We start from the raw sequence: 23,032 nt of genomic DNA on the forward strand, positions 1-23,032 counted from the left end.
GAGAAAACCAAAGAGGGCCAAAGAAAAACCAAAGCGGTTTGTCTACCTTGATTCGAAAGCTCTCGAACAGGGCTTCCCGCCCGAGGAGGGGCGGGCAAGGGAGGACAGCATGACCGTTATGGAACCCGTTCGCGGGACGGATGCCTTTGATCCGTTCGATCTGAACACGCCGCACGCGCAGTGGCACGAATTCCGCGAGGAAGCGCCGATTTTCTACCACGAGCCCTCGGGCTACTGGGTGGTGTCGCGTTACGACGACATCAAGGAGATCTTTGACGATTTCAAATGCTTCTCGTCGGAGAACGCGCAAAAGCCGATGCGGCCCATGTGCGAGGCAGGGCGCAAGGTGCTGACCGACGGGGGCTTCACCGCCTACAGCGGCCTGACCGCCCGCGTGCCGCCGGATCACACCCGCATCCGCAAAGTGGCGCAGGGCTGCTTTGGCCCGCGCCGGTTCAAGTCCATCGCGCCGCAGATCGAGGAGATCGTCGCGCGCCATCTGGACAAGCTCGAAGCAGCGGGCAAGGCGGGCCAGCCGGTCGACTTCTGGGAAATCGTCGCCTTCCCGGTGCCGGCCTTCGTGCTGTTCACGCTGATGGGCATCCCCGACGAGGACGTGCCGAAGATCAAGCAATACGGTGCTTCGCGGCAGAAGATGACCTGGTCGGACCTGACCGACGAGGAGCAGATCCCCGTCGCCCACGACATGGTCGCCTACTGGAAGTACATCCACAACCTGCTGGACATGCGCTCGGAAAACCCCGGCGACGACTTCCCGTCGGACCTGCTGAAGGCGCAGGCCGAAGGCGCTGACATCACCCGCGACGAGATCGCCGGTATCCTCTATTCTACGCTGTTTGCCGGGCACGAGACGACCTCGACCTTCATGGGCAACTACGTGCTGGCGATGATGCAGAACCGGTCCGCATGGGACGCAGTCATCGCGGATGAGAGCCTGATCCCCAACGCGGTCGAGGAAATGCTGCGCTTCATGCCCTCTGTCGTAGGTTGGCGGCGCAAGGCGCGCTATGCCCGCACCGTCGGCGGCGTCGAGCTGCCCGAGGGCGCGGAGGTGCTGATGCTGACCGGCTCCGCCAACCGCGACGAGCGCCAGTTCGAGAATGGTGAAACGCTGGACATCACCCGTCAGAACGCCCGCACGCACCTGTCGTTCGGCTATGGCATCCACTACTGCCTCGGCTTCCAGCTGGCCAAGATGGAAGCGGTCGCGCTGGTCAAACAGCTCTCGGCGCGTTTCCCCAGCTTGCGCCTCGCGCCGGGGTTCGAGCCGCATTACCTGCGCTCGATCACCTTCCGCGTGCCGGAATCTGTCATGGTCGAATGGGACGGGATGGCTGACAAATGAGCCTTTATACGCTGAACTTCAACGAAATCTCCCATGCCGACTTCAACCGCGTGGGGGGCAAATGTGCCTCGCTGGGCGAGATGACACAGGCCGGTGTCGCGGTGCCGCCAGGCTTTGCCGTGACCACCGAGGCCTATGCGGCGATGCTGGACCATCACGGGCTGAAGGCGGAAATCACCCGCCATTTCAATGCCATCGACCCGGATGACATCGACAGCGTCGACAAGGCGGCGCAGGCGATCCGCATTCGCATCCGCTCGCACCACCTGCCGGCGGAGGTCGAACAGGCCATCCGCGAGGCTTATGCGGCGATGGGGAGCGTTCCGGTTGCGGTGCGGTCTTCGGCCACGGCCGAGGACCTGCCGGATGCGTCTTTCGCGGGACAGCAGGACACCTACCTGTGGGTGCAGGGCGCCGATGACGTGGTCTCCCACGTCCGCGATTGCTGGGCCTCGCTCTATACAACGCGCGCGGTGGCCTACCGGGCGAAGAACAAGATCGACCAGCTGAACGTGCTCATGTCCGTGGGCGTGCAGAAGATGGTCAACGCCAAGGCGGCTGGCGTCGCCATGACGTTGGACCCGGGCACAGGCGACCGCACCCGCATCGTGATCGACGCGGCATGGGGTCTGGGCGAGACGGTCGTTTCGGGTCTGGTGACGCCGGACAACTACACGGTAGAGAAGGTTCTCGAAGAGATCCTGAACCGCAAGATCTCGGACAAGCACGTCGAACTGGTGGGGGATCCGGAGGCCGGTGAGGCCATCGAGCGCGAGGTGCCGGAGGATCGCCGCAAGGTCTCCAGCCTGACGGATGCGGAGGTGATGGCCGTGGCGCGACTGGCGAAGCGTCTGGAAAAGCAGAACAAATGCCCGCAGGACGTGGAGTGGGCGATTGACGCCGACCTGCCCGAGGGCGAGAACCTGCTGGCGCTGCAATCGCGCCCGGAAACCATCTGGTCGCAGAAGAAGAAAGAGGCCCCCAAGTCCTACATGACGGGGATGCTGGGCATCGTGAACACGTTGAACAACCCGCTGGCCGCGAAGGGCTGACCGGACCCGAGTACCCCGGACGCGGCAGGAGGAGCCGCGCCCGGGTTTGCCCCGTTCGGGGCCAATGCCATTCCCAGGGAGGAAACAAGAATGGACGTAATGAAGCCGATGTTCCCCAGTGCCTTCGAGGTGCCGACGCCTGCCGGTGCCGAAGGCTGGGAGAGCCTTTACCCCTATTACACGCACTTCCAGGCCGCGCGCCGCGAGCAGGAAGACAACACCTTCTGGTTCTGCAACTCGCAGCACTGGCCGACGCCGTTCCGTCCGTTTGACACGGTGATGCTGGACTTTGCGATCAAGGGTCTGGGCCAGTACAACACCCGTCACCTGCTGGTGCCGCCCGCCAATGGCGTCGATTACCGCATCCTGAACGGCTACGTCTATTTCTCGCCGGTCGCCGTCGCGCCCGAGAAGATCGAGGCACGGGTTCCGCAGTTCATGGAGCGCGCGGGCCATTACTTCATGAACTGGGGCGACCTGTACGCCCAGTGGAAGGACAAGGTTCTGGCGAAGATCAAGGAGCTGGACGCCCTAAACTTCGCAGAGCTGCCCGAAGTCGAGGACATCGACGTGGTGACCGGCGGCGTCGGTCTGGATTCGACGAACCAGTTGTTCGACCAGTACGACAAGGCGATCGAACTGGCCTACAAGATCTGGCAATACCATTTCGAATTCCTGAACCTGGGGTACGCTGCCTACCTCGACTTCTTTGGTTTCATGAAAGAGCAGTTCCCGACGATCCCCGATCAGGCCATTGCCAAGATGGTGCAGGGCGTCGATTCCGAGCTCTTCCGCCCCGATGACGAGATCAAGAACCTCGCCAAGCTCGCCGTCTCCCTCGGCGTCGCCGACGCGCTCAAGACCGGGACCGTGGACGAGGCGCTGGCCGCCGTCGCCGCACAGCCCAGGGGCGCGGAATGGATCGCGCGCTGGGAAGAGGCCAAGGACCCGTGGTTCAACTTCACCTCCGGCAACGGATTCTACTCGACCGACAAGTACTGGATCGATCACCTGGATATCCCTTTCGCCTACCTGCGCGACTACATCGAGCGCGTGGAAGAGGGCGAAGAGATCATGCGTCCGACCGCCAAGCTGTTGGCCGAGCGTGACCGCATCACCGGCGAATATCGCGACATGATGGACGAAGAGGCGCAGGCGGTCTTTGACGGCAAGCTGGGCCTTGCGCGGACGGTGTTCCCCTACGTGGAAGACCACAACTTCTACATCGAGCACTGGGCACTGGGCGTCTTCTGGCGCAAGATGCGCCAGCTGTCGTCGCTGCTGGCCAAGCAGGGCTTCTGGGAGAACGAGGACGACATGTTCTTCCTCAACCGCAACGAAGTGCGCGACGTGCTGTGGGATTATTCCTCCAGCTGGGCGATCGGCGTGCAGACGCGCGGGGCGATCCACTGGCCGGACGAGATCAAGCGTCGCCGCAAGATCTACGAGGCCCTGTCGGCGGAACGCCCGCTGCCCGCGCTGAACAACCCGCCGGAAGTCATCACCGAGCCGTTCACCATCATGCTCTGGGGCATCACCTCGGACGCGGTGAAGCGTTGGGTGAAGACGGACGATGCCTCGGGCGACCTCGAAGGCATGGCGGCGGCCCCGGGCTGCGTCGAGGGTGTCGCGCGCGTGCTGTCCTCGCCGGACCAGCTGGGCGAGCTGCAGAAGGGCGAGATCCTCGTGACGCCGGTGACGGCACCGTCCTGGGCGCCTGTCTTCGGCAAGATCGGCGCGGCGGTCACCGACATCGGCGGCATGATGAGCCACGCGGCCATTGTCTGCCGTGAATACGGTCTGCCCGCCGTGACCGGCACCGGCAACGCGTCGTCGCGGATCAAGACGGGCATGAAGCTGCGCGTCGATGGCAATGCGGGAACGGTGACGATCCTCGACTGATCCTCCCCGGGGAGGGGCCTTCGGGCCTCTCCCCACATTCATACCGGACCACTCCTGATGATCGATCTGACTCGCTACGACCCCGTCTGGCGCAGGGCCGAACCCTACATGCGCGCGCGCAAGAACGACGTGCACATCCCCTTGAGCTTCGCCTGGGCGGTGAAGCTGGTGGAGGCGCACCCGGAGGCCGACCCGGACGTCTGCCTGCTGGCAATCCTGCTGCACGACATCGGCTGGTATGCCATTGATATGGAACGCATCGTGGCGGAGGGTTTCCGGTCGGAGAACCCTTTGCAATCGGACGTGCGGTATCTGCACGAGGCCGAGGGCGTGCGGCTTGCCGTGCCCGTGCTGAAGGACTGCGGCTGGGCCGAAGAGGTCATCGCGCAGGTTTGCGAGATCATCGACGGCCATGACACGCGGCCCCATCCGCACCACCTGAACGACCGCGTGGTGCGCGACGCGGACAAGCTGTGGCGGTTCGAGGTGACGGGGATTTCCGTGGCCTCGGATTGGTTTGGCATGACACCCGGTGACTACGCCCGAAAGCTGGCGGGTGAGACCGGGAAAGTGGAAACGGAACAGGGGCGGCGTTGGGCCGCCGAGACGCTGGCGGACAGCCACAAGTGTCTGATGTTGCACGTTCTTTAGGAGGCAGGGATGGAGATGTTCATCGACGGCGCCTGGCACGCCAGCGACGCGCCCCGGATGCCGGTGACGAATCCGCGCGATGGGTCGCAGGTCGATACCGTGCCCGATGGCGCGGCGGGGGATGCCGAGGCGGCGGTGGCGTCGGCTGCGCGGGCGTTTGAGGCATGGCGGCAGGTGCCGATGACGGAACGCGTGCGCATCCAGAAGGCCTGCGCCCAGGCCATGCGGGACAGCGCGGCCGAGGTCGGACAGCTGTTGCACCTCGAATTGGGCCGCCCGCTGGAGGCCTGCATCGGCGAGATCGCGCGGTCGGCGGACCTGCTGGACATCTACGCCGAGGAAGGTCTGCGCTTGCAGGCGACCATGCCGCTGGGGTCTGCGCCCGGTGAAAAGACCATCGTGACCCGTGATCCGGTGGGAGTCGTCGTGGCGATCACGCCCTTCAACTACCCGATTACATTGCTGATGTTCAAACTCGGCGCAGCGCTGATCGCCGGGTGTACCGTGGTGGCAAAGCCGCACGAGGACACGCCGCTGTCGACGCTGAAACTGGCGGAAGTGTTCCATGCGGCAGGCCTGCCGGCGGGCTGTTTCAATGTGGTGACCGGGACGGGGCGCGGGATCGGCGCGTCGCTGGTGGCGCATCCGGTGCCGCGCAAGGTGGCCTTCACCGGGGGTACGGCGGCGGGCAAGGCCATCGCCGCGTCAGCCGTCGGCACGATGAAGCGGTTGACGCTGGAGCTGGGCGGCCAGAGCGCCGCCATCGTCTGCGCCGATGCGGATATCGGGAAAGCCGTCGCCGCCATCGCGCGCCATGGTTTCGCCAACACCGGCCAATTCTGTTACCGCGTTAACCGTGTTTACGTGGAGCGGCCCGTTTACGACGAATTCCTGAACAGCATGGTGGCGGCAGTTGGTAAATATACCCTTGCCGCACCGGGCGGTGAGGGGGACCTCGGGCCATTGGTGAACGACCGCATCCGCGCCAATTCTGAAACGCAGGTCGCGGACGCTCGGGCCAAGGGGGCGCGGGTGCTTTGCGGCGGTGCGCGCCCCTCTGGGGCCGCGTTTGCCGGTGGGTCCTACTACGAGCCGACCCTGATCGCCGATGCCACGCACGACATGCTGATCCTCACCGAGGAAACCTTTGGCCCGGTGGTGGGCATCTGCCCGGTGGACAGTGCCGCAGAGGCGCTGCGCCATGCCAATGCCTCGCGCTACGGGCTGGCGGGCTTCGTGTTCACGCGCGATCTGGCACGCGGATTGACGCTTTGCGAAGGGCTTGAGGCCGGGTCCGTCTGGCTGAACGACATCCAGCGCTCGTCCCACCACGTGCCCTTTGGCGGGATGAAGGAAAGCGGTCTGGGCCGCGAAAAAGGTCGTTACGGTGTAGAGGCTTACCTGGAGTACAAGACCATGTACCTGAGCTACGAGGTGCCAGCATGACGTTCAGTGCGCGTGATCTGCCCCTATGGGAGGCGGCTAGACCCTACCTCGATGTGCGCAACAACGACGAGCACACGATCATCGCTTACGAGATTGCCAAAGTCCTTTTGGCGCAGATCCCGGAGGCGGATGAGAGCGTCGTGTTGCCCGCCATCTTGCTGCATGATGTGGGCTGGAAGCGGGTGCCATCGGAACTGCTGCTGCTGGCGGTGGGGCGTCGCCCGTCGCGGCCGGACCTAGTGCGGGATCACGAGCTGTACGGGGTGGAGATCGCGCGGGAGATCCTCGAACGCCTGCGCCCCGAGGGGGTCGATATCGACGCAGTCTGCGCGATCATCGACGGCCACGATACCGAGAAATTTGCCAAGGATATCAATGACGCCGTGGTGAAGGACGCCGACAAAGGCTGGCGGTCGACGCCGCACGGGATGCGGACGATCGCGGGCTGGTACGGAATCCCGTTGTCGGAGGTGATCCTGATGCTCGAAGAGCGGTCGAACCCCCTGATGCTGACGGCGGCGGGACGCGCGCTGGCAGAGGGGCAGACCCGGGCGGTAAAGGCAGAAGCCGAGATCATTCAATACCTTGGGCGTGGACCGGAGTTCCCGGTGGTGCGCGAGACGGAGAATACGTCATGGACCAGCTGAAACTGGATAGGAAACGGGTCGTGGTCACCGGGGCGGCCGGGGGGCTTGGACGGGCCTTTGCAGCGGCTTTCGTGGAGGCCGGGGCGCATGTTCTGGTGGCTGACGTGAATGCGGCGGGTGTCGCGGAAACCGCTGAAATGCTTGGGGAAAACTGCCGCTCGGCGGTGGTGGACGTGACTGACTTCGACAGCTGCGCGGCCTTGGCGGCGGAGGCGGGGGCGTGCGACGTCTTGGTGAACAACGCGGCGCTGTACGCGGGGCTGCCGAGAGGGCCGTTCGAGGAGATCGACGAGGCGGTTTGGGACCGGGTGATGCGGGTCAACATCAAGGGCGTGTGGCAGATGTGCCGGGCATTTTCTCCTTTGTTGAGAAAGAGTTCCGGGGCGATCGTCAACGTGGCGTCGGCGACGGTGCTGTCGGGGTCGCCGCAGTGGATGCATTATGTGGCGTCCAAGGGCGCGGTGATTGCGATGACGCGGGTGATGGCGAAGGAAATGGGGCCAGATGGCGTGCGGGTGAATGCGCTGGCGCCGGGGTTCACCTTGACCGAGGCGAGCCTCGATCATATTGATAATGCTAAGGAATATGGCGCGGATCGGGCGGCGTTGAAGCGCAGTGCAGAGGTCGCGGATATCGTCGGAGGGGCGCTGTTCCTGGCGTCGGGGCTGGCGTCGTTCACCACCGGGCAGACACTGGTGGTGGATGGCGGGAAGCAATTTATCTGAGGAAAAACAGATGGTTAGAGTGACGTTTGTCGAGGCGGACGGGACGCGGCGCGAGGTCGAGGCCAAGGAGGGCGAGCCGCTGATGTACGCTGCGCGGGACGCGGATGTGGCTGGAATCATTGCGGAATGTGGCGGGTCGGCGATGTGCGCGACGTGCCATTGCTATGTCGTGGAGGCACCCGAGGGGGCGCTGCCGGAGCCGCTAAATGATGAAGCGGATACGATCGAGTTCATGGCTCATGAACCCAAAGAAAACAGTCGGTTGATGTGCCAGGTGAAGGCCTCGGCGGCGCTGGAGGGCGCGGTTTTCGCGGTGGCGACGGGGCGCTGAGCAAGCTTTGTGACTTAATTGGTAACGGGGGCCTGCGGGCCCCTTTTTTCATGGCCGCCGCAAAGGTTACCCGACCGCGCGCCGCAAGATGTTGTGTGGGGCCCCGGGTGGGCCACTTCGCCCCGATGGGGGTTGGGCCCGGATTCATGGTTTGTCAGGGGGTGAACCGGCCGGTTTCAGGGGTGGTTCCGGCCGGTTGTTAAGGGTTTGGGGGAGGGAGGAGCGGGAGAGGATTGGTTAACGGTAAGGTTTGGCGTTAACCGGGGCGGTTCCGTGCGGATCAGGTGCGTGAGATCACGCACCCTACGGTGATCGGCAAAGATTATTATGCGCTTTGGCGTATAAATTCACAATATACGCTATTCCGTATAAGTTTGTTTTATGCGTTTTGGCGTATATTGACGAAATATTTGGTGTGGCGTATATTGAGGGCCATGGATGACATCGCCCGCACCCCCAAACAGATCGGCACCGCCATCCAGCGCGCCCGGAAGCAGCGTGGCTGGACACAGACGGAGCTTGCCCGGCGGGCGGGCCTGCGTCAGGGCACCGTGTCGGATATCGAAACCGGGGAGAAACCGGCCAAGATGGCCTCTGTCCTGTCGCTGCTGGCGGCACTGGAGCTGGAGTTTCGTATCGGTCCGCGTGACAGGGGCGGGCCGGATGACATCGCTACGCTGTTCTGATGGGGCGCAGACCGGCGTACCGTCCTTTGGCGGTCTTCCTCAACGGGCGTCGCGTCGGCACGCTGACGCGGGAGGCCAGCGGCGCGATCCAGTTCGCCTACCATGCGGACTGGCTGGGATGGGCGCCCGCCATGGCGGTGTCGCTGTCCATGCCCTTGCGGGAAATGCCCTATCGCGGCGCGGTGGTCAGCGCGGTTTTCGAGAACCTGCTGCCGGACTCGGAGGCCCTGCGCAGGCAGGTGGCGGAGCGTGTCGGCGCGCGGGGCATCGGTGCCTTTGACCTGCTGAGCCGGATCGGGCGCGACTGCATCGGCGCCTTGCAGTTCCTGCCGGAGGGCGAGGTGCCGGGCGTGCCGGGGGCCATCGAGGGCGAAACGGTCGACGGTGCCGCCATCGAGCGCATCCTGAACGGGTTGGCGCGCGCGCCGCTGGGGCTGCGGGGCGACGATGACTTTCGCATTTCGGTGGCCGGGGCGCAGGAGAAGACGGCCTTGCTGAGGCATGACGGGCAGTGGAAGCGGCCCTTCGGCACGACACCCACGACGCATCTGCTGAAGACGCGGGTCGGGCAGTTGCCCGGCGGGATCGACCTGACGGACAGCGTCGAAAACGAGTTCTATTGCCTGAAATTGGTCGAGGCCTTTGGTCTGCCGGTCAACGTGGCATGGATGGAGACGTTCGGCGAGACGCAGGCGCTGGTGATCGAGCGGTTCGACAGGCTCTGGGCGCGGGACGGGCGGCTGCTGCGGGTGCCGCAGGAGGATCTGTGCCAGTCCCTTTCGGTGCCGCCGACGCTGAAATACCAAGGGGATGGCGGGCCGGGGGCCGTGGACGTGCTGCGCGTGCTGGAAGGCAGCGACCGGCCGACCGAGGACCGGGAGCGGTTCCTGAAGACATTGGTGATCTTCTGGCTGATCGGCGCGCCGGACGGGCACGCGAAGAATTACAGCCTGTTCCTGAGGCCCGGTGGCGGCTATGCTGCGACGCCCGTCTATGACGTCCTGAGCGGGCAGCCTGCGCTGGATGCGGGGCAGGTTCGGCATGGCCAGTTCCGGATGGCCATGAGCCTTGGGGACCGGCGGCATTACCGTTTCGATGCCGTCACGGGACGGCATTTCGTGCAGACGGCGGTGGCCGGGGGCCTGTCGGCGGAGCGCGCGCGGGCGCTGGTCGAGGCGGTTGCCGAAGCGGTTCCGGAGGCGCTTGAAGGTGCGCGGGCGGTATTGCCGGCGGGGTTTCCGGAGGCCCTGGTGGCCTCGGTCGAGGCCGGGGTGCGGGCGCGGCTGGGTCGGTTGACCATCGCCGCGCCCTGAGGCGTCAGGACGCGCGTTTGGCTGCGAAATCCACGAACCAGTCCAGTGCCTGCGGGTTGCGGCAGGCGTCGCGGCTGGCGACTTTGGCGAGGGGGAGGCCGAGGAGGAGTTTGCGGATGGGGACTTCCATCTTTTTGCCGGTGAGGGTGAGGGGGATGGCGGGGGCTTCGATGATCTCGTCGGGGACGTGACGGGGGGAACGCTCGGTCTTCAGCCTTTGCCGGATCTCGGCGGTGCGGGTGTGGGTGAGTTCGTGGCCCGGTGCCATTTCGAGGAAGAGGGGCATGTAGAAGCCGCCGTCGGGCAGTTCGATGCAGACGATGAGGCTGTCGGCGATCTGGGGGAAGGTTTCGAGCGTGCGGTAGATCTCGGCCGAGCCGATGCGGACGCCGTAGCGGTTGAGCGTCGCGTCGGAGCGGCCCAGCACATGCGCGCCGCCGTGGTCGTTGAAGAGCACGCGGTCGCCGTGGCGCCAGATGCCGGGATAGGTGTCGAAGTAGCTGTCGGTGTAGCGGGTGAAGTCCGGGTCGTTCCAGAGCATCAGCGGCATGGAGGGCATGGGTTTCAGGATGCAGAGTTCGCCGGGTTCGTTGGTGACCTGCTGGCCGTCCTCATCGAGGGCCACGGCATGGGTGCCGAGTGCCGGGGCCTGGATTTCGCCTGCCCGCGTGGGCAGCAGGGGGGAGCCGGCGAGGAGGCCGGAGCAGACCTCGGTCCCGCCGGATTGCGAGGTGGGCCAGACGGTGGGCGAGACGTGTTCGAGCGTCCAGTCGAAGACCTCGGGCGTGGCGGGGGAGCCGACGAGCATGACGGATTGCAGGTGTTTCAGCGCGAAGCGGGCGCGGGGCGAGATGCCCTGTTGGCGCACGATCTGGATGTAGGTGGGGGAGACGCCGAGCGTGGTGGTGCCGGTCTTGTCGGTGATGTCCCAGAGGAGCGAGGCGTCCGGATGCGCCGGGTGGCCGTCGTAGAGCACGGCGCGGCCGTTCATGAGCGGCCCCCACATCAGCGTGTTCCAGACCATCCAGCCTGTCGTGGAGTAGAAGAAGAGCGCGCCGTTCTCGGGGATCTCGAAGTGGAAGGCGGCGGATTTGTAGTGTTCGACGAGGATGCCGTGGTGGGTGTGCGTGATGGCCTTGGGCAGGCCGGTGGTGCCGGAGGAGAAGAGGACCCAGAGGGGATGGTCGGAGGGCACGCGTTCGAAGCGGAAGTCCTCGGGCGGGATGGCGGGGCCGGAGAGCATGTAGCGCCAGGTGAGCGTTTCGCCGTGGAAGGTCGGGGTTTTGGCACAGTCGGGGTGGTAGTCGAGCATCACGAGGTGCTGGGTGTCGGGGAGGTGGGAGAGGATCTTGGTGAGGTCGTCGGTGCGGTCGAAGTCCTTGCCGCCGAAGCGGTAGCCGTTGGTGGCGAAGACGAGTTTGGGTTTGATCTGGGAGAAGCGGTCGATGACGGTTTGCGACCCGAACTCGGGGGCGGCGGAGGACCAGGTGGCGCCGATGGCCGTGGTGGCGAGCATGGCGATGACGGTTTCGGGGATGTTCGGCATGTAGGCGCAGACGGTGTCACCGGGGCCTATGCCCATTTCGCGAAGGGTGCTGGCGAGGCGGCGGGTGGCCTGTCCGATCTCGCCCCAGGACATGGTGGAGAGGGGGCGCAGTTCTGACTGGTGGTGCAGCATGGTGCGGGTCGGGTCGTCGCCCTCGTGGCGGAGGACGTGTTCGGCGTAGTTGACCCAGGTGCCGGTGAACCAGCGGGTGCGGGGCATGGGGTCGTCGGTCATGACCTGCTCGATCTGGCCGTCGTGGAGGATGTCGAAGTGGTCCCAGATGGCCTGCCAGAAGGCGGCGGGGTCTTCGACGGACCAGTGCCAGAGGTCGGTGTAGCCGGTGAAGGCGTGGCCGCGGGCGTTCAGCCACTGGATGAAGCGGGTGAGGTGGGAGGCCTGTTTGCGGGCGTCGGAGGCTTGCCAGATTATTTCACCGGATTGGGTCATGAGGCGCGGTCTTTCCTGTCGGGCGGGGTGTGGGGCCCCGGATGTTGGTATATTGTGCGGCTGTGCCGCGCTGGGTGTCTCGGCCTGCGGCCTCGGGGGCTGGATGTCTCGGCTGCGGCCTGCGGCCTTCGCTTCGGGGTGGGGGCGCTGCCCCCATTGTCTGCGCGACGCGCGCAGACCCCCCGCGGTATTTGTATCAAGATGAAGGGGCGGTGAGGCCCCGGGGCGTGCGTGGGGCGGTCAGTTGGTGAGCGTGTCGAGCAGCGCCGGGAAGGTTTCGAGAGAGGGCAGGACGTGGTGGGCGCGTTCGGCTTCGGGGGAGGAGTTGAAGGCCGCGGTGTCGGAGATGCCGGTGGTGACGCCGATGCAGAGGCTGCCTGCGCTGCGGCCCATGCGGATTTCGAGGTTGGGGTCGTCGCCGATGACGATCATGTCCTCGGGCTGCGTGCCGGTAAGGTCGGTGACCATGGCGAGCCCTTCGGTGGAGGGTTTGCCGAAAAGGGCGACCTCTTGTCCCGTAGTGTATTCGACCGCTGCCGAGAGCGCGCCGGAGATGCCCAACGTGCGGCCCTTGGCCCCGGCGAAGAAGGGGGCCTTGGATCCGGCGAAGGGTTTGGCGCCGTTCCAGACCGCCTGAATGACGGCCTCCAGCTGTTCGGCGTTGAAGTCGCGGGTGTAGCCCATCAGCACGGCCTCAACTGGGGGTGCGTCGGCTGTGGGTTTGATGACCTCCAGCCCGGCCTCTGTGCAGGGGACGGTGGTGCCGTCGCCGCCGAGGACCATGACGCGGCTGTAGCCCATGGCCTTCAGCCTTTGGGCCGCGACATGGGCGGGGGTGAGGATGTGGCCTTCGTCGAAGGTGATGCCAGCCTCGGCCAGCAGCGGGTAATAATGCGCGGGCGGGAAGAAGGTGCCGTTGGTATAGGCGACCGGGGTGATGCCGTTGGTGCGGCAATACGCAAGGGCGTCGAGCGCGCCGGGCAGGGCGGTGAAGGTGTTGGTCGTCTTGTCCATCAGGGCAAGCGTTCCGTCGATGTCGAAGACGGCGGCGGTGTGGCGGGGCATGGCGGGCCTTTCGCGGCGTGAGGGTCGGGGAGCGTGGCGTGAGGCCCCGGCGCGAGGCCGGGGCGTGGTCCGTGCGCGGGGTCAGGCGGTGCCGGTCTTGAGTTCCAGTTTGAAGCCGGGTTTGTCGATCTTCACGCAGCCCAGCCCCTTGCGGGAGGTCAGTTCGCGGATAAGGTCGAGGGCCGGCTTGGTCTTCGGATTGTAGCTGCGGCGCGCGGGGCCGGATTTGACCATGGCGTCGACCTGGTCGGCGGGCATGGTGGCGCGCAGCAGGAATTCCTCGTCGCTGTAGTGTTTGCCGATCTTGGCGCGCAGCTCCGAGAGCGGGGCCATGCGCGGCTCGTCCTCCAGTTCCCTTGCGCGTTTGCTGTCCCGGATGCGGGCTTCGACCTCCTTGTCCATGGGCATGGCGGGGGTGCCGAAGCGACCGAGGACGTAGCGGGTGACCTCGTCGGGGACGACCTTGTAGCGTTCCTCGGAGGTGACGTTCAGCATGGCCTGCGTGGCGACGAGCTGGGAGAAGGGCGTGACCATGATCGGGTAGCCGAGGTCGGCGCGGACGCGGACGACTTCCTCGAGCACCTGCGGGATGAGGTGGTCGCGCTTGGTTTCGCGCAGTTGGCGGATCATGGTGCCCATGACGCCGCCGGGGATCTGGTGGCTGAAGTAGCGCCGGTCGTAGTCGCCGGGGCCGCGGGCGGAGAGGTTTTCCGCCTTTGCCAGCGTGGTCATGTAGCTGTCGTAGGTTTTCACCGCCGCGTCGTCGACGTCGACGGTATGGCCCATGTCGCGCAGGTTGCCGATGGTGGTCAACATGTCCGGCTGGCCGGTGCCATTGGCGGCGGCGGAGGCGGAGGTGTGCAGGCAGGGGGCGTAATCGGCGGCTTCGAGATAGGAGAAGGCGGCGAGGCCGATGGTGGTGTGGCTGTGGAATTCCAGCGGCACTTGGCCTGCGGCCTGTTTCAGGGCGGGGAAGAGGGTCTTTGCGCGGTCCGGCGAGATGAGGCCGCCGGGGTCCTTGACGTAGAGCTTGTCGAATTTTCCGCTGGCGCAGAGGGTCTGGGTTTTCTCGACCCAATGGGCATCGTCATGCACCGGGGAGAGGGTGAAGGTGAGGGCGGCGACGATCTGTTCGCCGCCTGCCTTGCGGGTGATCCCGGCCATGTTGAGCATGGCGGGCGTGTTGTTCATCGGGTCCATGACGGCGAAGCGGCGGATGCCGTTCTTGACCAGCAGGCGGAAGGCGAAGTCCATCATCTCCTCAGATGCGACTTCCCACGAGATGAAGCGCATGCCGGTGGTGAGGAAGGAGAGGGGGGTGTTGGGTGTCGCTTCGGCAAACAGGCGCAGGCGTTCCCAAGGGTCTTCCCTGGTGAAGCGGGTGGCCACGGCCATGTGGGTCGAGGTGGTGAAGTCGATGGCTTCGAAGCCGATGCGGTCGATGGTCGGCGCGATTTCCAGCATCATGCCGGTGTCGAGGCCGGTGGCGCCCCAGTTGGACTGGTTGCCGTCGCGCAGCGTGGTGTCGATGAGGGTGACGTTGGTCATGATGCGTCCTTTGCGAGGAGCGTGGGCAGGTAGGTGGTGTCGACGCCGCCCTGCCGGAAGGTGTCGTCCGCCATGATGCGGGCGTGCAGCCCCGCGTTGGTCGTGATGCCGGTGAGGCTATGGCAGCGCAGGGCGGCCTGCATGGTGGCGATGGCCTCGGTGCGGGTGGGGCCGTGGGTGATGAGCTTGGCCACCATGGAGTCGTAGAAGGGCGGGATCATCGCGCCGCTTTGCATGTGCGTGTCGACGCGCAGGCCGGGCAGGGGCGGGAACCATGCCAGCGTGACGCGGCCCGGGGAGGGGGCGAAGTCGCGGTCGGGGTCCTCGGCGTTCAGGCGGCATTCGATGGCGTGGCCGTGCAGGTGGATGTCTGCCTGGGTCATCGGCAGCGGTGTGCCTTCGGCGATGCGGATTTGCAGGGCGATGAGGTCGAGGCCGGAGATGGCCTCGGTCACCGGGTGTTCGACCTGCACGCGGGCGTTCATTTCAAGGAAGTAGAAGGCGTTCCTTTCGACGTCGACGAGGAATTCGACGGTGCCGAGGGAGCGGTAGCTGATGTGGCGCGCGAAGGCGATGGCGGCGGCGTGGATCTCGGCGCGGAATTGGTCGGAGAGGCCGGGGGCCGGGGCTTCTTCGACGACCTTCTGGTAGCGGCGCTGGACGGAGCAGTCGCGTTCGCCCGCGTGCAGGATGGTGTCGCCGTCGGAGAGGATCTGCACCTCGACGTGGCGGCCGGTGGTGACGTAGCGCTCGATATAGACGCGGTCGTCGCCGAAGCTGTTGGCGGCTTCGGACATGGCGAGGTCGAGTTGTGAGGCCAGGTCTTCGCGGCGGTCGACGCGTTTCATGCCCTTGCCGCCGCCGCCCGCGACGGCCTTGATGAGCAGGGGGAAGCCGATGGCGTCGGCGATGCGGGCCGCGTCCTCGGGGGTCTCGGCGGTGCCGCCGGGGACGAGGGGAACCTGCGCGGCCTCGGCATGGGTGCGGGCGGTGAGCTTGTCGCCCACGGCGGCGAGGTTGTCGGGGCTGGGGCCGATGAAGATCAGATCGTTCTCGGCGCAGGCCTGGGCCAGCGCGCGATTTTCGGACAGGAAGCCGTAGCCCGGGTGGATGGCGTCGCAGCCGGTGCCCTTGGCGGCCTCGATCACGGTGCCGACCTTCAGGTAGCTTTGCATGGAGGGCGCGGGGCCGAGCACCACGGCGCGGTCGGCGAGTTGCGCGCCGAGGCTGTCGCGGTCGGCCTGAGAGACGCCGAGCACGGTTTCGATGCCGAGGGCGCGGGCGGTGCGGATGATGCGCACCGCGATCTCGCCCCGGTTGGCGATGAAGATGCGGTTGATTTTCGTCATGGAAATAACGGCTTACGCGGGCTTCACGCGCAGCAGGCACTGGCCGTGCTCGACCAGTTCGCCGTTGGAAGCGGTGATCTCGGTCACGATGCCCGCGATGCCGGCCTCGACTTGGTTCATCAGCTTCATGACCTCGATGATGCCGATGACGGTGTCGGGCTGGACGCGGTCGCCCACCTGCACGAAGGGCGCGGCGCCGGGTTTGGCCGCGTGGTAGAAGGTGCCGAGCAGCGGCGCGGGCACGTCGAGGCCCTCGGGGTTGGCCTTTGGTGCGCTGGCGGGCGCGGCGGGTGACGGGGCAGAAGGCGCTGCCGCCGCGGTGGGCGCGGCAGCAGCTTGCGCAGCGGGAGCAGCGGGAGCGGGGGCCGCCCCGGGCTTGCGCAGTTCGAGTTTCAGGTCGCCCATTTCCAGTTTCAGCTCGTCAAAGCTGCTGCCGTCGATCAGCTTCAGGATGTAGTCGATGTCGTCGCGTGTCAGTTCGCTCATGTGGCGTATCCTCCCGGTCGCGCTGTCGGCGCGTCTGTCCTTGCGCAGACCGTAAGGGGAGAGCGCCGCGCCGCTCAATCGCTGCAGGATCGGAATTTCATCTGGTGAAACATGTGCCGCGAGTCACGAGCGGACCGGTCGCGCGGCCCCCCTGCGTCCGTCGGCCTGCGCGGGGCGGTCCACCTTCGGCGCGCGGCCGGGTTTGCCCAGCAGCAGCACGCGGGTCGGCGCAAAGGCGTCAAAGACCCGATGCGCCGCGACGCACAGCACCACGGTCAGGATGAACCGGCCCCAGGGGCTGTCCAGCCCGGCGGCCAGCAGGGTCAACTGAACCGGCATGTGCAGGTACATGATCGTCATCGAAGCCACCCCGCAAGCGATCGCCGGGGTGGCAAGACCGGGTCGCGATGCGACGACGCCGCCGATTGCCGCGAGGCAGGTCGTGCAGGCGAGGGCGGCCAGCAGCGTCAGCAAGGGCACGCCATAGGCCGCGCGTTTCATGGTCATGGTCGGCAGGTCGACCAGTGCCACGGCGGCCAGCGTCGCCAGGGCGATCACGGCGCAGGCCCACAGTAGCTGCCGGTCCGGGCGAAAGATCCTTTCGCCGAAGGTGACGCCGATGTGCAGCATGGGAATGGACATGGCACAGACGTTGAGGGCCCAGGGCAGCCATGCGTCGGGAAAGAGCAGCTGGTTGGCGTAAGCCGCCGTCAGCAGACCAGCCGACGCGACCCAGATCGCGCGGGGCGACAGGCGACGGGAGAGGGCGTTGTAAATCACCACCGTCAGGAAATAGCAGGTGGGAAACCAGAAGACGGTGAGCGGAGAGACCAGCTTTTCGCCGCCAAGTGCCAGTTGCCGGATGCGCCAGAGGGCCTCGGAGAGCTGGGCCTCGCGCAGGGGCGCGATGAGGTTGGGCAGCGAGAACAGCAAAAGAAAGACGAGGTAGGGCACGATCAGCTGCCGGAAGCGGCGCAGCAAGAGTGGCCCGTCCGGGCTGCTGCGGAACAGGTGGCCCCCGACGAAGAAGAAGAACGGCATGTGGAAGACGTAGATCATGCTCTTGGCCGGGTCGGGGAAGATATGCCCGGCCACGACGGCGACGATGGCGATGCCCCGCGCCACGTCGAGGCCATGGTCTCGGCTCAGGTGCCGGGGCGCGTGGGGAGGGATGGTGTCCTTGGGCATTGCGGATCTCCCGAAGGGTTGGGCGGCCCTGCCGATGCGGGTCTGCGGTCGGCGCATGCGGAGGTGCGATGTCGGGCCGATTGCCCGGGTTAAGTTTTGGGTCCGGCTTCCCGGTCGATCCTGACGCGGTCAGAGCGGGACACGAGTCATTTCGCGGTAATGGTCGCGGCGGGCGAGTCGGACGCTGAATTCCTAGACCCGAGGCGTCTTGATGGCGTCAAAACAGGCAGGGGCGGGGCGTCAGGCGGATTTCTGCCCGCATGGCAGGGCGATGCAGGTCGCGGCATCCCTGGCCGTGTGCACGCAGGATCCTGTGGGCGGTCCATGGCGCCGCGCGCCTTTGGGGCGGGCTTGTCAGCGGATGGGGTGGTGCCTAGGGTCGCGCATGATCTTTGCCGTGTTTTTGCTTTTGGTATCCTTGGGGGCTGTCGCGGCATCCGTCGTCGTGGCTGGGGCGGGGGACCTGCTGCTTCTGGCCGGGCCGGGGGTGCTGGCGGCGCTTGTGCTGCTGTGGCGGGCCTGGCGTGGCAGGCGGGCGCTGCGTCCTGCCGTAGTGGATGGCTCCAACGTCCTGTTCTGGCGCGGCAACACTCCCCGGCTGGAGACGGTGCGCGAGGTGGTGGATGCGCTGGTGGCACGAGGCTGGACGCCCGCCGTCGTGTTCGATGCCAATGTGGGCTACAAGATCGGGGACCGCTTCCAGGGCGATGCGGCGCTGGCCCGCGCGCTGGGGCTGCCGCAGGACTGGGTGACTGTCGTGCCGCGGGGCGAACCGGCGGACCCGGCGATCCTGACCTTGGCCCGCGACAGGGGGGCGCGGGTGGTGTCGAACGACCGGTTCAGGGATTGGCAGGAGGCCTTTCCCGAGGCGGCGGGGAAGGGGTTTGCGCTGCGGGGCGGATACCGCAAGGGGCGGCTCTGGCTCGACCCGGCTTAGGGTGCTGAGGAACCCGTCAGCCGGAGCGCCACATCCGAGGCGGCCTGCCTCACCGCATCGGCAAAGGTGGCCACGGCCTTGTCGCGCGTGAAGGCGCGTTTCGTCCAGGTGATGTTGATCGCGCCGGGGCAGTGGTTGCCGAGGCGGATGGCGACGGCGAGGCTGTCGCGCTTGTCGTCCACCGTGGCGCGGCCCGCGTCGAAATCGCCGCCGAAGTCCGGGTCGCGCAGGGCAAACCCTTGGGAGCGGGTCTCGGTCAGGAGGCGGTCGATGTAGTCGGGGCTGTGGGCGAAACGGTCTCCGGGACGCCGGGACTGGCGCAGGCGGTTGAGGGTAGCGTCGCGGATCGGGTCTTCGCAGGCGGAGAGCCAGGCACGACCCGAGGCGGAGCGCAGCATGTTGACCTGAAAACCCACCGGCCCGAGCGGTATGGAATCGATGCGGGCGCGGGAGGCGTTGGTCTCGATCACCTCCATATGGGTGAGGCGCGGAACGGCCAGGACCGAGGGCCACTGCACCTGCTCGGACAGGCGGGCAAGGATCGGAGAGGCGGCCTCCACCAGTTCGGACTCGCGGTCCATGCGGGCAGCGAGTTCGGTGAGGGTGAACGATGCGACATAGGCGTTGTCCGCCATGCGCTGCCAGGCAAGGCCGTGTTCCATCAGGGTTTTCAGGATGCGCAGCAGCGAGGCCTTCGGGATGCCCGACAGCCGGTGCAGGTCGGCGAGGGTGAGGGCGCCGGAGGTTTGCAGCAATTGCAGCACCTCGAGCCCGCGGGCAAGGGCGCGGATGGATTTGACCTGTGGCGTGCGTGTCGTCATGGCGCGGACGTTATGGGGCGCCCGGGCGGGCGGCAATGGGGGAATCGGCGCGACGGGGATGCCGTTTGACCCACGCCGGGGGTTCGCGGGGCATCCCTGTCTTCTTTGGTTTCAAAAATACCGCGGAGAGCACGAGAGGCAGCGCCTCTCGTCGCGCCCGGCACGGGCGCGCCCCCGGTCGGCCTGTGCAGCAGGCCGAAACCGCTCAACTCGGCCAGCGCCCACCGGAGTTCTCGGTGATTTCGCGGGCGGCCTCGACGACGGTGGCCCCAAGCGACCATGCGCGGTCCGGGGCGAAGCGGGCGGTGGGGCCCGAGACCGAGATGCCCGCGCAGGGATGGCCTTGCTCGTCGTAGATGGCGGCGCCGATGCAGGACATGCCGGGGTGGCGTTCCTCGCGGTCATGCGACCAGCCGCGGGCGGCGATCTTTTCCAGGTCGCCGGTCAGCAGGTCGGGCGTGGCGAGGGTGGAACCGGTGTAGGCCTCGAAGGTCAGGCGGGCAAAGGTGCGGGCGCGGGCCTCGGGCGAGAGCGCCGCGAGGATGGCCTTGCCGGTGCCGGAGGCATGCATCGAGGTGCGGGTGCCCGGGGGAAAAAAGGCGCGGATCGGGTTCGGCGTCTCGACCTGGCCGATAAAGACGACCTCGGCCCCGCTGCCGGTCATGTCGGCCACGGCGAGGTTGGCGGTCTCGCCGGTTTCCTGCATGAGGCGGCGCATGACGGGGCGGCCGACTTCGGCCACCGAGGTGCGGGCGAGGAAGGACAGGCCGGTGCGGTAGGCCTCGATCCCGATGCGCCATTCCTGACGTTCCTCGTCGAAGACCGTGTAGCGGCTGTTTTGCAGCGTGGTCAGGATGCGGTGGGTGGTGGCGGTGGGGATGTCGGTTTCGCGCGCGAGGTCGGAGAGCGTGGCGGAGGTGCGCCGCGCCACCGTAGAGAGCAGCATCAGCGCGCGGTCGAGCGATTGCAGGGACCCGGCGGAGCTTTCCTTGAACTGCGATTTCGGGCGGCCGCGGGGCTTGGTCTCGGGCTTTCGGTCGGCGGGCATGGGGCGTCCTTTTTCCGGGGGCGGGGCGATTTTTCCACCGAAAAATCGCCTCTGCGCTGCGGCGTGGTTTGGAAATGAGAAATGGATTTCCTCGGTTTGACAGTCGGTTGCGTGTATTTTTCGCTCAGTGAAAATGTTTTTCAAGAAAATTGCAAGTGGCGTGGCCGGGGCGCATGCTGGGGGCAACGGAGGATTTATCATGACCCATCAGAACCCTGTGTTCATTCCCGGCCCGACCAATATGCCCGACCGCCTGCGGGTGAAGATGCTGGCCCAGACCATGGACCACCGCGCGCCGGATTTCGCCGGTGTGTTCAAGCCCATGCTGGAGGACACCAAGCGCGTCTTCGGCACCACCGAGGGCACGGTCATCACCTTCCCCGGTTCCGGCACCGGCGGCTGGGAGGCGGCGGTGGCCAACACGCTGTCCCCCGGCGACAAGGTGCTGGTGGCGCGCTACGGCATGTTCAGCCACAAGTGGATCGACCTGTGCCAGAAATTCGGCTTGGACGTGCAGGTGGTCGAGACGCCCTGGGGCGAGGGGGCCCCGGCGGACCGGTTCGAAGAGATCCTGACGGCGGATACTTCGCATCGGATCAAGGTTGTGCTGGTGACGCATAACGAGACCGCGACGGGCGTGCTGTCGGACGTGGGCGCGGTGCGTCGGGCGATGGATGCGGCGGGGCATCCCGCGATGATGTTCGTGGACTGCGTGTCCTCGCTGGCCTCCGTGCCGTTCTGCTTTGACGACTGGGGTGTGGACGTGGCGATCTCCGGTTCGCAGAAGGGGTTCATGCTGCCCGCCGGCATGGCGATCTGCTGTGTCTCGCCCAAGGCGCAGGCCGCGATGGAGACGGCAAAACTGCCGCGCTGCTACTTCGATTTCCGCGATATGGCGGCGAACAACGGGCGCGGGGGCTTTCCCTATACGCCGCCGCTGCAGCTGATCTACGGCATGGGCGAAAGCCTTGCCATGCTGTTCGAGGAGGGGCTGGAGAACGTCTATGCCCGCCACAACCGGCTGGCCGAAGGCGTGCGTCGGGCGGTGTCGGCCTGGGGCATGGAGCTGGTGGCGAAGCGGCCCGAGTTGTACTCGGACACCGTGTCGGCGGTGCGGGTGCCGGAGGGCTTTGACAGCAACGCGCTGACGGATCACGCTTACAACGCTTACGGCGTGTCCTTCGGCGTGGGTCTGGGCGAGCTGAACACCAAGGCGTTCCGCATCGGGCACCTTGGGTCCTTGACGGACGTGATGGTTCTGTCGGGGCTGGCGACGATCGAGATGGCCATGGCCGATCTGGACTATCCCGTCACCCTGGGCAGCGGCGTGGCGGCGGCGCAGGAGTTCTATCGGACCTCGCGGGCGCCGGCATTGGCGCAGGCTGCGGAATAAGGGGGCTGCGATGCTGGATGCACTGACACTGGCCGAGACGCTGACCATCGACGATGTGCGCGCCGCCTATGACCGGATCAAGGGGCATGTGCGCGAGACGCCGGTGATGCGGTCGGATTACCTCGACCAACTGACCGGGGCGCAGCTGTTCTTCAAATGCGAGAACCTGCAGGAGGCGGGGGCGTTCAAGGTGCGTGGCGCGTCGAACGCGGTCTTTGGCCTGAGCGAGGAGAAGGCGGCAAAAGGGGTGTGTACGCATTCCTCGGGCAACCATGCGCTGTCGCTGTCCTGGGCAGCGGGTCGGCGGGGCATTCCCTGCAACGTGGTGATGCCGCGCACCGCGCCGCAGGCCAAGAAGGACGCGGTGCGGCGCTACGGCAGCACGATCACCGAGTGCGAGCCCTCGACCAGCTCGCGCGAGGCGGTCTTTGCCGAGGTGCAGGCGGCGACGGGGGGGGAGTTCGTCCACCCCTACAACGATCCGCGCGTGATCTGCGGGCAGGCGACCTGTTCGTGGGAATTGCTGAAACAGGTCGAGGGGCTGAACGCCGTGGTCGCGCCGATTGGTGGCGGTGGCATGGTGTCGGGCACCTGCCTGACGCTGTCGAACCTCGCGCCCAACGTGGAGATTTATGCCGCCGAGCCGGAGATGGCCGACGATGCGGCGCGGTCCTTCCGGGCGGGGCATATCATTGCCGATGACGCGCCCGAGACGGTGGCCGATGGCCTCAAGGTGCCTTTGAAGGAGAACACCTGGCATTTCGTGAAGACCTTCGTGACCGATGTGCCGACGGCCTCGGAGGAGGAGATCGTCAACGCGATGAAGGTGACGTGGAAGCATCTGCGGGTGGTGATGGAGCCGTCCTCGGCGGTGCCCTTGGCGGTGATCCTGAAGAACCGCGAACGCTTCGCGGGCAAGCGCGTGGGGGTGATCGTGACGGGTGGCAACGTCGATCTGGACAGGTTGCCGTGGATGGCGGGGTGAAAGGTGGGTTGAAAACCCACCCTACGCATGCCGGTGGGTTTCAAACCCACCCTACGGATTGATGCGCCGGTTGGCGCGTGACGGACAGCAGGGAGATGAT

21 protein-coding genes are annotated in these 23,032 nt (G+C 66.3%); 13 read left to right on the top strand and 8 right to left on the bottom strand.

Annotation, left to right across the window (positions count from 1 at the left end; translation table 11 throughout):
* Positions 1 to 109: 109 nt before the first annotated feature.
* The 10 genes from ACP16H_RS13265 to ACP16H_RS13310 all read left to right on the top strand — a co-directional run bounded on the left by ACP16H_RS13265 (position 110) and on the right by ACP16H_RS13310 (position 10,119).
* Positions 110 to 1,366, top strand: coding sequence for a cytochrome P450 (locus ACP16H_RS13265; RefSeq protein ID WP_425072788.1), 1,257 nt, complete (start codon positions 110 to 112; stop codon positions 1,364 to 1,366).
* Positions 1,363 to 2,418 (top strand): PEP/pyruvate-binding domain-containing protein, encoded by a 1,056-nt coding sequence (locus ACP16H_RS13270; protein ID WP_425072789.1) that lies wholly within the window; start codon positions 1,363 to 1,365, stop codon positions 2,416 to 2,418. Before ACP16H_RS13265 ends, ACP16H_RS13270 begins: the two co-directional genes overlap by 4 nt.
* 90 nt (positions 2,419 to 2,508) lie before the next feature.
* Positions 2,509 to 4,320 carry a PEP-utilizing enzyme gene (locus ACP16H_RS13275; protein ID WP_425072790.1) on the top strand — a complete coding sequence of 604 codons (1,812 nt, stop codon included), beginning with the start codon at positions 2,509 to 2,511 and terminating at the stop codon, positions 4,318 to 4,320.
* Positions 4,321 to 4,377: 57 nt separating this feature from the next.
* Positions 4,378 to 4,971 carry an HD domain-containing protein gene (locus ACP16H_RS13280; protein WP_425072791.1) on the top strand — a complete coding sequence of 198 codons (594 nt, stop codon included), beginning with the start codon at positions 4,378 to 4,380 and terminating at the stop codon, positions 4,969 to 4,971.
* A 9-nt stretch (positions 4,972 to 4,980) separates the two neighbouring features.
* Positions 4,981 to 6,417 carry an aldehyde dehydrogenase family protein gene (locus ACP16H_RS13285; RefSeq protein ID WP_425072792.1) on the top strand — a complete coding sequence of 479 codons (1,437 nt, stop codon included), beginning with the start codon at positions 4,981 to 4,983 and terminating at the stop codon, positions 6,415 to 6,417.
* Entirely contained in the window at positions 6,414 to 7,064 is a 651-nt protein-coding gene (locus tag ACP16H_RS13290) for an HD domain-containing protein (protein ID WP_425072793.1), read from the top strand. The genes ACP16H_RS13285 and ACP16H_RS13290 overlap by 4 nt, the downstream gene beginning before the upstream one ends.
* Entirely contained in the window at positions 7,052 to 7,789 is a 738-nt protein-coding gene (locus ACP16H_RS13295; protein ID WP_425072794.1) for an SDR family NAD(P)-dependent oxidoreductase, read from the top strand. Before ACP16H_RS13290 ends, ACP16H_RS13295 begins: the two co-directional genes overlap by 13 nt.
* A gap of 10 nt (positions 7,790 to 7,799) precedes the next feature.
* Entirely contained in the window at positions 7,800 to 8,120 is a 321-nt protein-coding gene (locus ACP16H_RS13300; RefSeq protein WP_425072795.1) for a 2Fe-2S iron-sulfur cluster-binding protein, read from the top strand.
* Positions 8,121 to 8,554: 434 nt separating this feature from the next.
* The gene (locus ACP16H_RS13305) at positions 8,555 to 8,806 is read left to right on the top strand and encodes a helix-turn-helix domain-containing protein (protein WP_425072796.1); all 252 of its coding nucleotides are present in this window, start codon (positions 8,555 to 8,557) and stop codon (positions 8,804 to 8,806) included.
* Positions 8,806 to 10,119: a type II toxin-antitoxin system HipA family toxin gene (locus ACP16H_RS13310; RefSeq protein ID WP_425072797.1), complete on the top strand. Its 1,314-nt coding sequence runs from the start codon at positions 8,806 to 8,808 to the stop codon at positions 10,117 to 10,119. The genes ACP16H_RS13305 and ACP16H_RS13310 overlap by 1 nt, the downstream gene beginning before the upstream one ends.
* A gap of 4 nt (positions 10,120 to 10,123) precedes the next feature.
* On the opposite strand, the gene ACP16H_RS13315 is transcribed toward ACP16H_RS13310, so the two are convergent.
* From ACP16H_RS13315 to ACP16H_RS13340, 6 genes are all read right to left on the bottom strand, one after another.
* Positions 10,124 to 12,112, bottom strand: a complete 1,989-nt coding sequence (locus ACP16H_RS13315; protein WP_425072798.1) for an acetoacetate--CoA ligase — start codon at positions 12,110 to 12,112, stop codon at positions 10,124 to 10,126.
* 240 nt (positions 12,113 to 12,352) lie between these two features.
* Complete coding sequence (locus tag ACP16H_RS13320) at positions 12,353 to 13,177, bottom strand: HAD-IIA family hydrolase (RefSeq protein WP_425072799.1); 825 nt, start codon at positions 13,175 to 13,177, stop codon at positions 12,353 to 12,355.
* 81 nt (positions 13,178 to 13,258) lie between these two features.
* On the bottom strand, positions 13,259 to 14,725 hold the full coding sequence (locus ACP16H_RS13325; protein ID WP_425072800.1) for a hypothetical protein: 1,467 nt from the start codon (positions 14,723 to 14,725) through the stop codon (positions 13,259 to 13,261).
* Positions 14,722 to 16,074 (bottom strand): acetyl-CoA carboxylase biotin carboxylase subunit, encoded by a 1,353-nt coding sequence (locus ACP16H_RS13330; RefSeq protein WP_425072801.1) that lies wholly within the window; start codon positions 16,072 to 16,074, stop codon positions 14,722 to 14,724. The genes ACP16H_RS13325 and ACP16H_RS13330 overlap by 4 nt, the downstream gene beginning before the upstream one ends.
* Before the next feature lie 12 nt (positions 16,075 to 16,086).
* On the bottom strand, positions 16,087 to 16,560 hold the full coding sequence (gene accB / locus ACP16H_RS13335; RefSeq protein WP_425072802.1) for an acetyl-CoA carboxylase biotin carboxyl carrier protein: 474 nt from the start codon (positions 16,558 to 16,560) through the stop codon (positions 16,087 to 16,089).
* A gap of 123 nt (positions 16,561 to 16,683) precedes the next feature.
* Positions 16,684 to 17,748, bottom strand: coding sequence for an acyltransferase family protein (locus ACP16H_RS13340; RefSeq protein ID WP_425072803.1), 1,065 nt, complete (start codon positions 17,746 to 17,748; stop codon positions 16,684 to 16,686).
* A gap of 397 nt (positions 17,749 to 18,145) precedes the next feature.
* Between ACP16H_RS13340 and ACP16H_RS13345 the strand changes: the two genes are divergently transcribed.
* Positions 18,146 to 18,685 (top strand): NYN domain-containing protein, encoded by a 540-nt coding sequence (locus ACP16H_RS13345; RefSeq protein ID WP_425072804.1) that lies wholly within the window; start codon positions 18,146 to 18,148, stop codon positions 18,683 to 18,685.
* Here ACP16H_RS13345 and ACP16H_RS13350 read toward each other — a convergent pair.
* Positions 18,682 to 19,506 (bottom strand): helix-turn-helix domain-containing protein, encoded by an 825-nt coding sequence (locus tag ACP16H_RS13350; RefSeq protein WP_425072805.1) that lies wholly within the window; start codon positions 19,504 to 19,506, stop codon positions 18,682 to 18,684. The genes ACP16H_RS13345 and ACP16H_RS13350 overlap by 4 nt on opposite strands.
* Before the next feature lie 205 nt (positions 19,507 to 19,711).
* Positions 19,712 to 20,554 (bottom strand): IclR family transcriptional regulator, encoded by an 843-nt coding sequence (locus ACP16H_RS13355; RefSeq protein ID WP_425072806.1) that lies wholly within the window; start codon positions 20,552 to 20,554, stop codon positions 19,712 to 19,714.
* A gap of 199 nt (positions 20,555 to 20,753) precedes the next feature.
* Between ACP16H_RS13355 and bhcA the strand changes: the two genes are divergently transcribed.
* The gene (bhcA, locus tag ACP16H_RS13360; protein WP_425072807.1) at positions 20,754 to 21,947 is read left to right on the top strand and encodes an L-aspartate--glyoxylate aminotransferase BhcA; all 1,194 of its coding nucleotides are present in this window, start codon (positions 20,754 to 20,756) and stop codon (positions 21,945 to 21,947) included.
* 10 nt (positions 21,948 to 21,957) lie between these two features.
* Positions 21,958 to 22,932 carry a beta-hydroxyaspartate dehydratase BhcB gene (gene bhcB / locus ACP16H_RS13365; RefSeq protein ID WP_425072808.1) on the top strand — a complete coding sequence of 325 codons (975 nt, stop codon included), beginning with the start codon at positions 21,958 to 21,960 and terminating at the stop codon, positions 22,930 to 22,932.
* Positions 22,933 to 23,032 lie beyond the last annotated feature (100 nt).

Source organism: Sagittula sp. S175 (assembly GCF_049800975.1).
Taxonomy (GTDB): domain Bacteria; phylum Pseudomonadota; class Alphaproteobacteria; order Rhodobacterales; family Rhodobacteraceae; genus Sagittula.

Excerpts from the sequence above, each read along its gene's own strand:
- ACP16H_RS13265 (WP_425072788.1), top strand. The coding sequence starts at position 110 with ATGACCGTTATGGAACCCGTTCGCGGGACGGATGCCTTTGATCCGTTC.
- ACP16H_RS13270 (WP_425072789.1), top strand. The coding sequence starts at position 1,363 with ATGAGCCTTTATACGCTGAACTTCAACGAAATCTCCCATGCCGACTTC.
- ACP16H_RS13275 (WP_425072790.1), top strand. The coding sequence starts at position 2,509 with ATGGACGTAATGAAGCCGATGTTCCCCAGTGCCTTCGAGGTGCCGACG.
- ACP16H_RS13280 (WP_425072791.1), top strand. The coding sequence starts at position 4,378 with ATGATCGATCTGACTCGCTACGACCCCGTCTGGCGCAGGGCCGAACCC.
- ACP16H_RS13285 (WP_425072792.1), top strand. The coding sequence starts at position 4,981 with ATGGAGATGTTCATCGACGGCGCCTGGCACGCCAGCGACGCGCCCCGG.
- ACP16H_RS13290 (WP_425072793.1), top strand. The coding sequence starts at position 6,414 with ATGACGTTCAGTGCGCGTGATCTGCCCCTATGGGAGGCGGCTAGACCC.
- ACP16H_RS13295 (WP_425072794.1), top strand. The coding sequence starts at position 7,052 with ATGGACCAGCTGAAACTGGATAGGAAACGGGTCGTGGTCACCGGGGCG.
- ACP16H_RS13300 (WP_425072795.1), top strand. The coding sequence starts at position 7,800 with ATGGTTAGAGTGACGTTTGTCGAGGCGGACGGGACGCGGCGCGAGGTC.
- ACP16H_RS13305 (WP_425072796.1), top strand. The coding sequence starts at position 8,555 with ATGGATGACATCGCCCGCACCCCCAAACAGATCGGCACCGCCATCCAG.
- ACP16H_RS13310 (WP_425072797.1), top strand. The coding sequence starts at position 8,806 with ATGGGGCGCAGACCGGCGTACCGTCCTTTGGCGGTCTTCCTCAACGGG.
- ACP16H_RS13315 (WP_425072798.1), bottom strand. The coding sequence starts at position 12,112 with ATGACCCAATCCGGTGAAATAATCTGGCAAGCCTCCGACGCCCGCAAA.
- ACP16H_RS13320 (WP_425072799.1), bottom strand. The coding sequence starts at position 13,177 with ATGCCCCGCCACACCGCCGCCGTCTTCGACATCGACGGAACGCTTGCC.
- ACP16H_RS13325 (WP_425072800.1), bottom strand. The coding sequence starts at position 14,725 with ATGACCAACGTCACCCTCATCGACACCACGCTGCGCGACGGCAACCAG.
- ACP16H_RS13330 (WP_425072801.1), bottom strand. The coding sequence starts at position 16,074 with ATGACGAAAATCAACCGCATCTTCATCGCCAACCGGGGCGAGATCGCG.
- accB (WP_425072802.1), bottom strand. The coding sequence starts at position 16,560 with ATGAGCGAACTGACACGCGACGACATCGACTACATCCTGAAGCTGATC.
- ACP16H_RS13340 (WP_425072803.1), bottom strand. The coding sequence starts at position 17,748 with ATGCCCAAGGACACCATCCCTCCCCACGCGCCCCGGCACCTGAGCCGA.
- ACP16H_RS13350 (WP_425072805.1), bottom strand. The coding sequence starts at position 19,506 with ATGACGACACGCACGCCACAGGTCAAATCCATCCGCGCCCTTGCCCGC.
- ACP16H_RS13355 (WP_425072806.1), bottom strand. The coding sequence starts at position 20,554 with ATGCCCGCCGACCGAAAGCCCGAGACCAAGCCCCGCGGCCGCCCGAAA.
- bhcA (WP_425072807.1), top strand. The coding sequence starts at position 20,754 with ATGACCCATCAGAACCCTGTGTTCATTCCCGGCCCGACCAATATGCCC.
- bhcB (WP_425072808.1), top strand. The coding sequence starts at position 21,958 with ATGCTGGATGCACTGACACTGGCCGAGACGCTGACCATCGACGATGTG.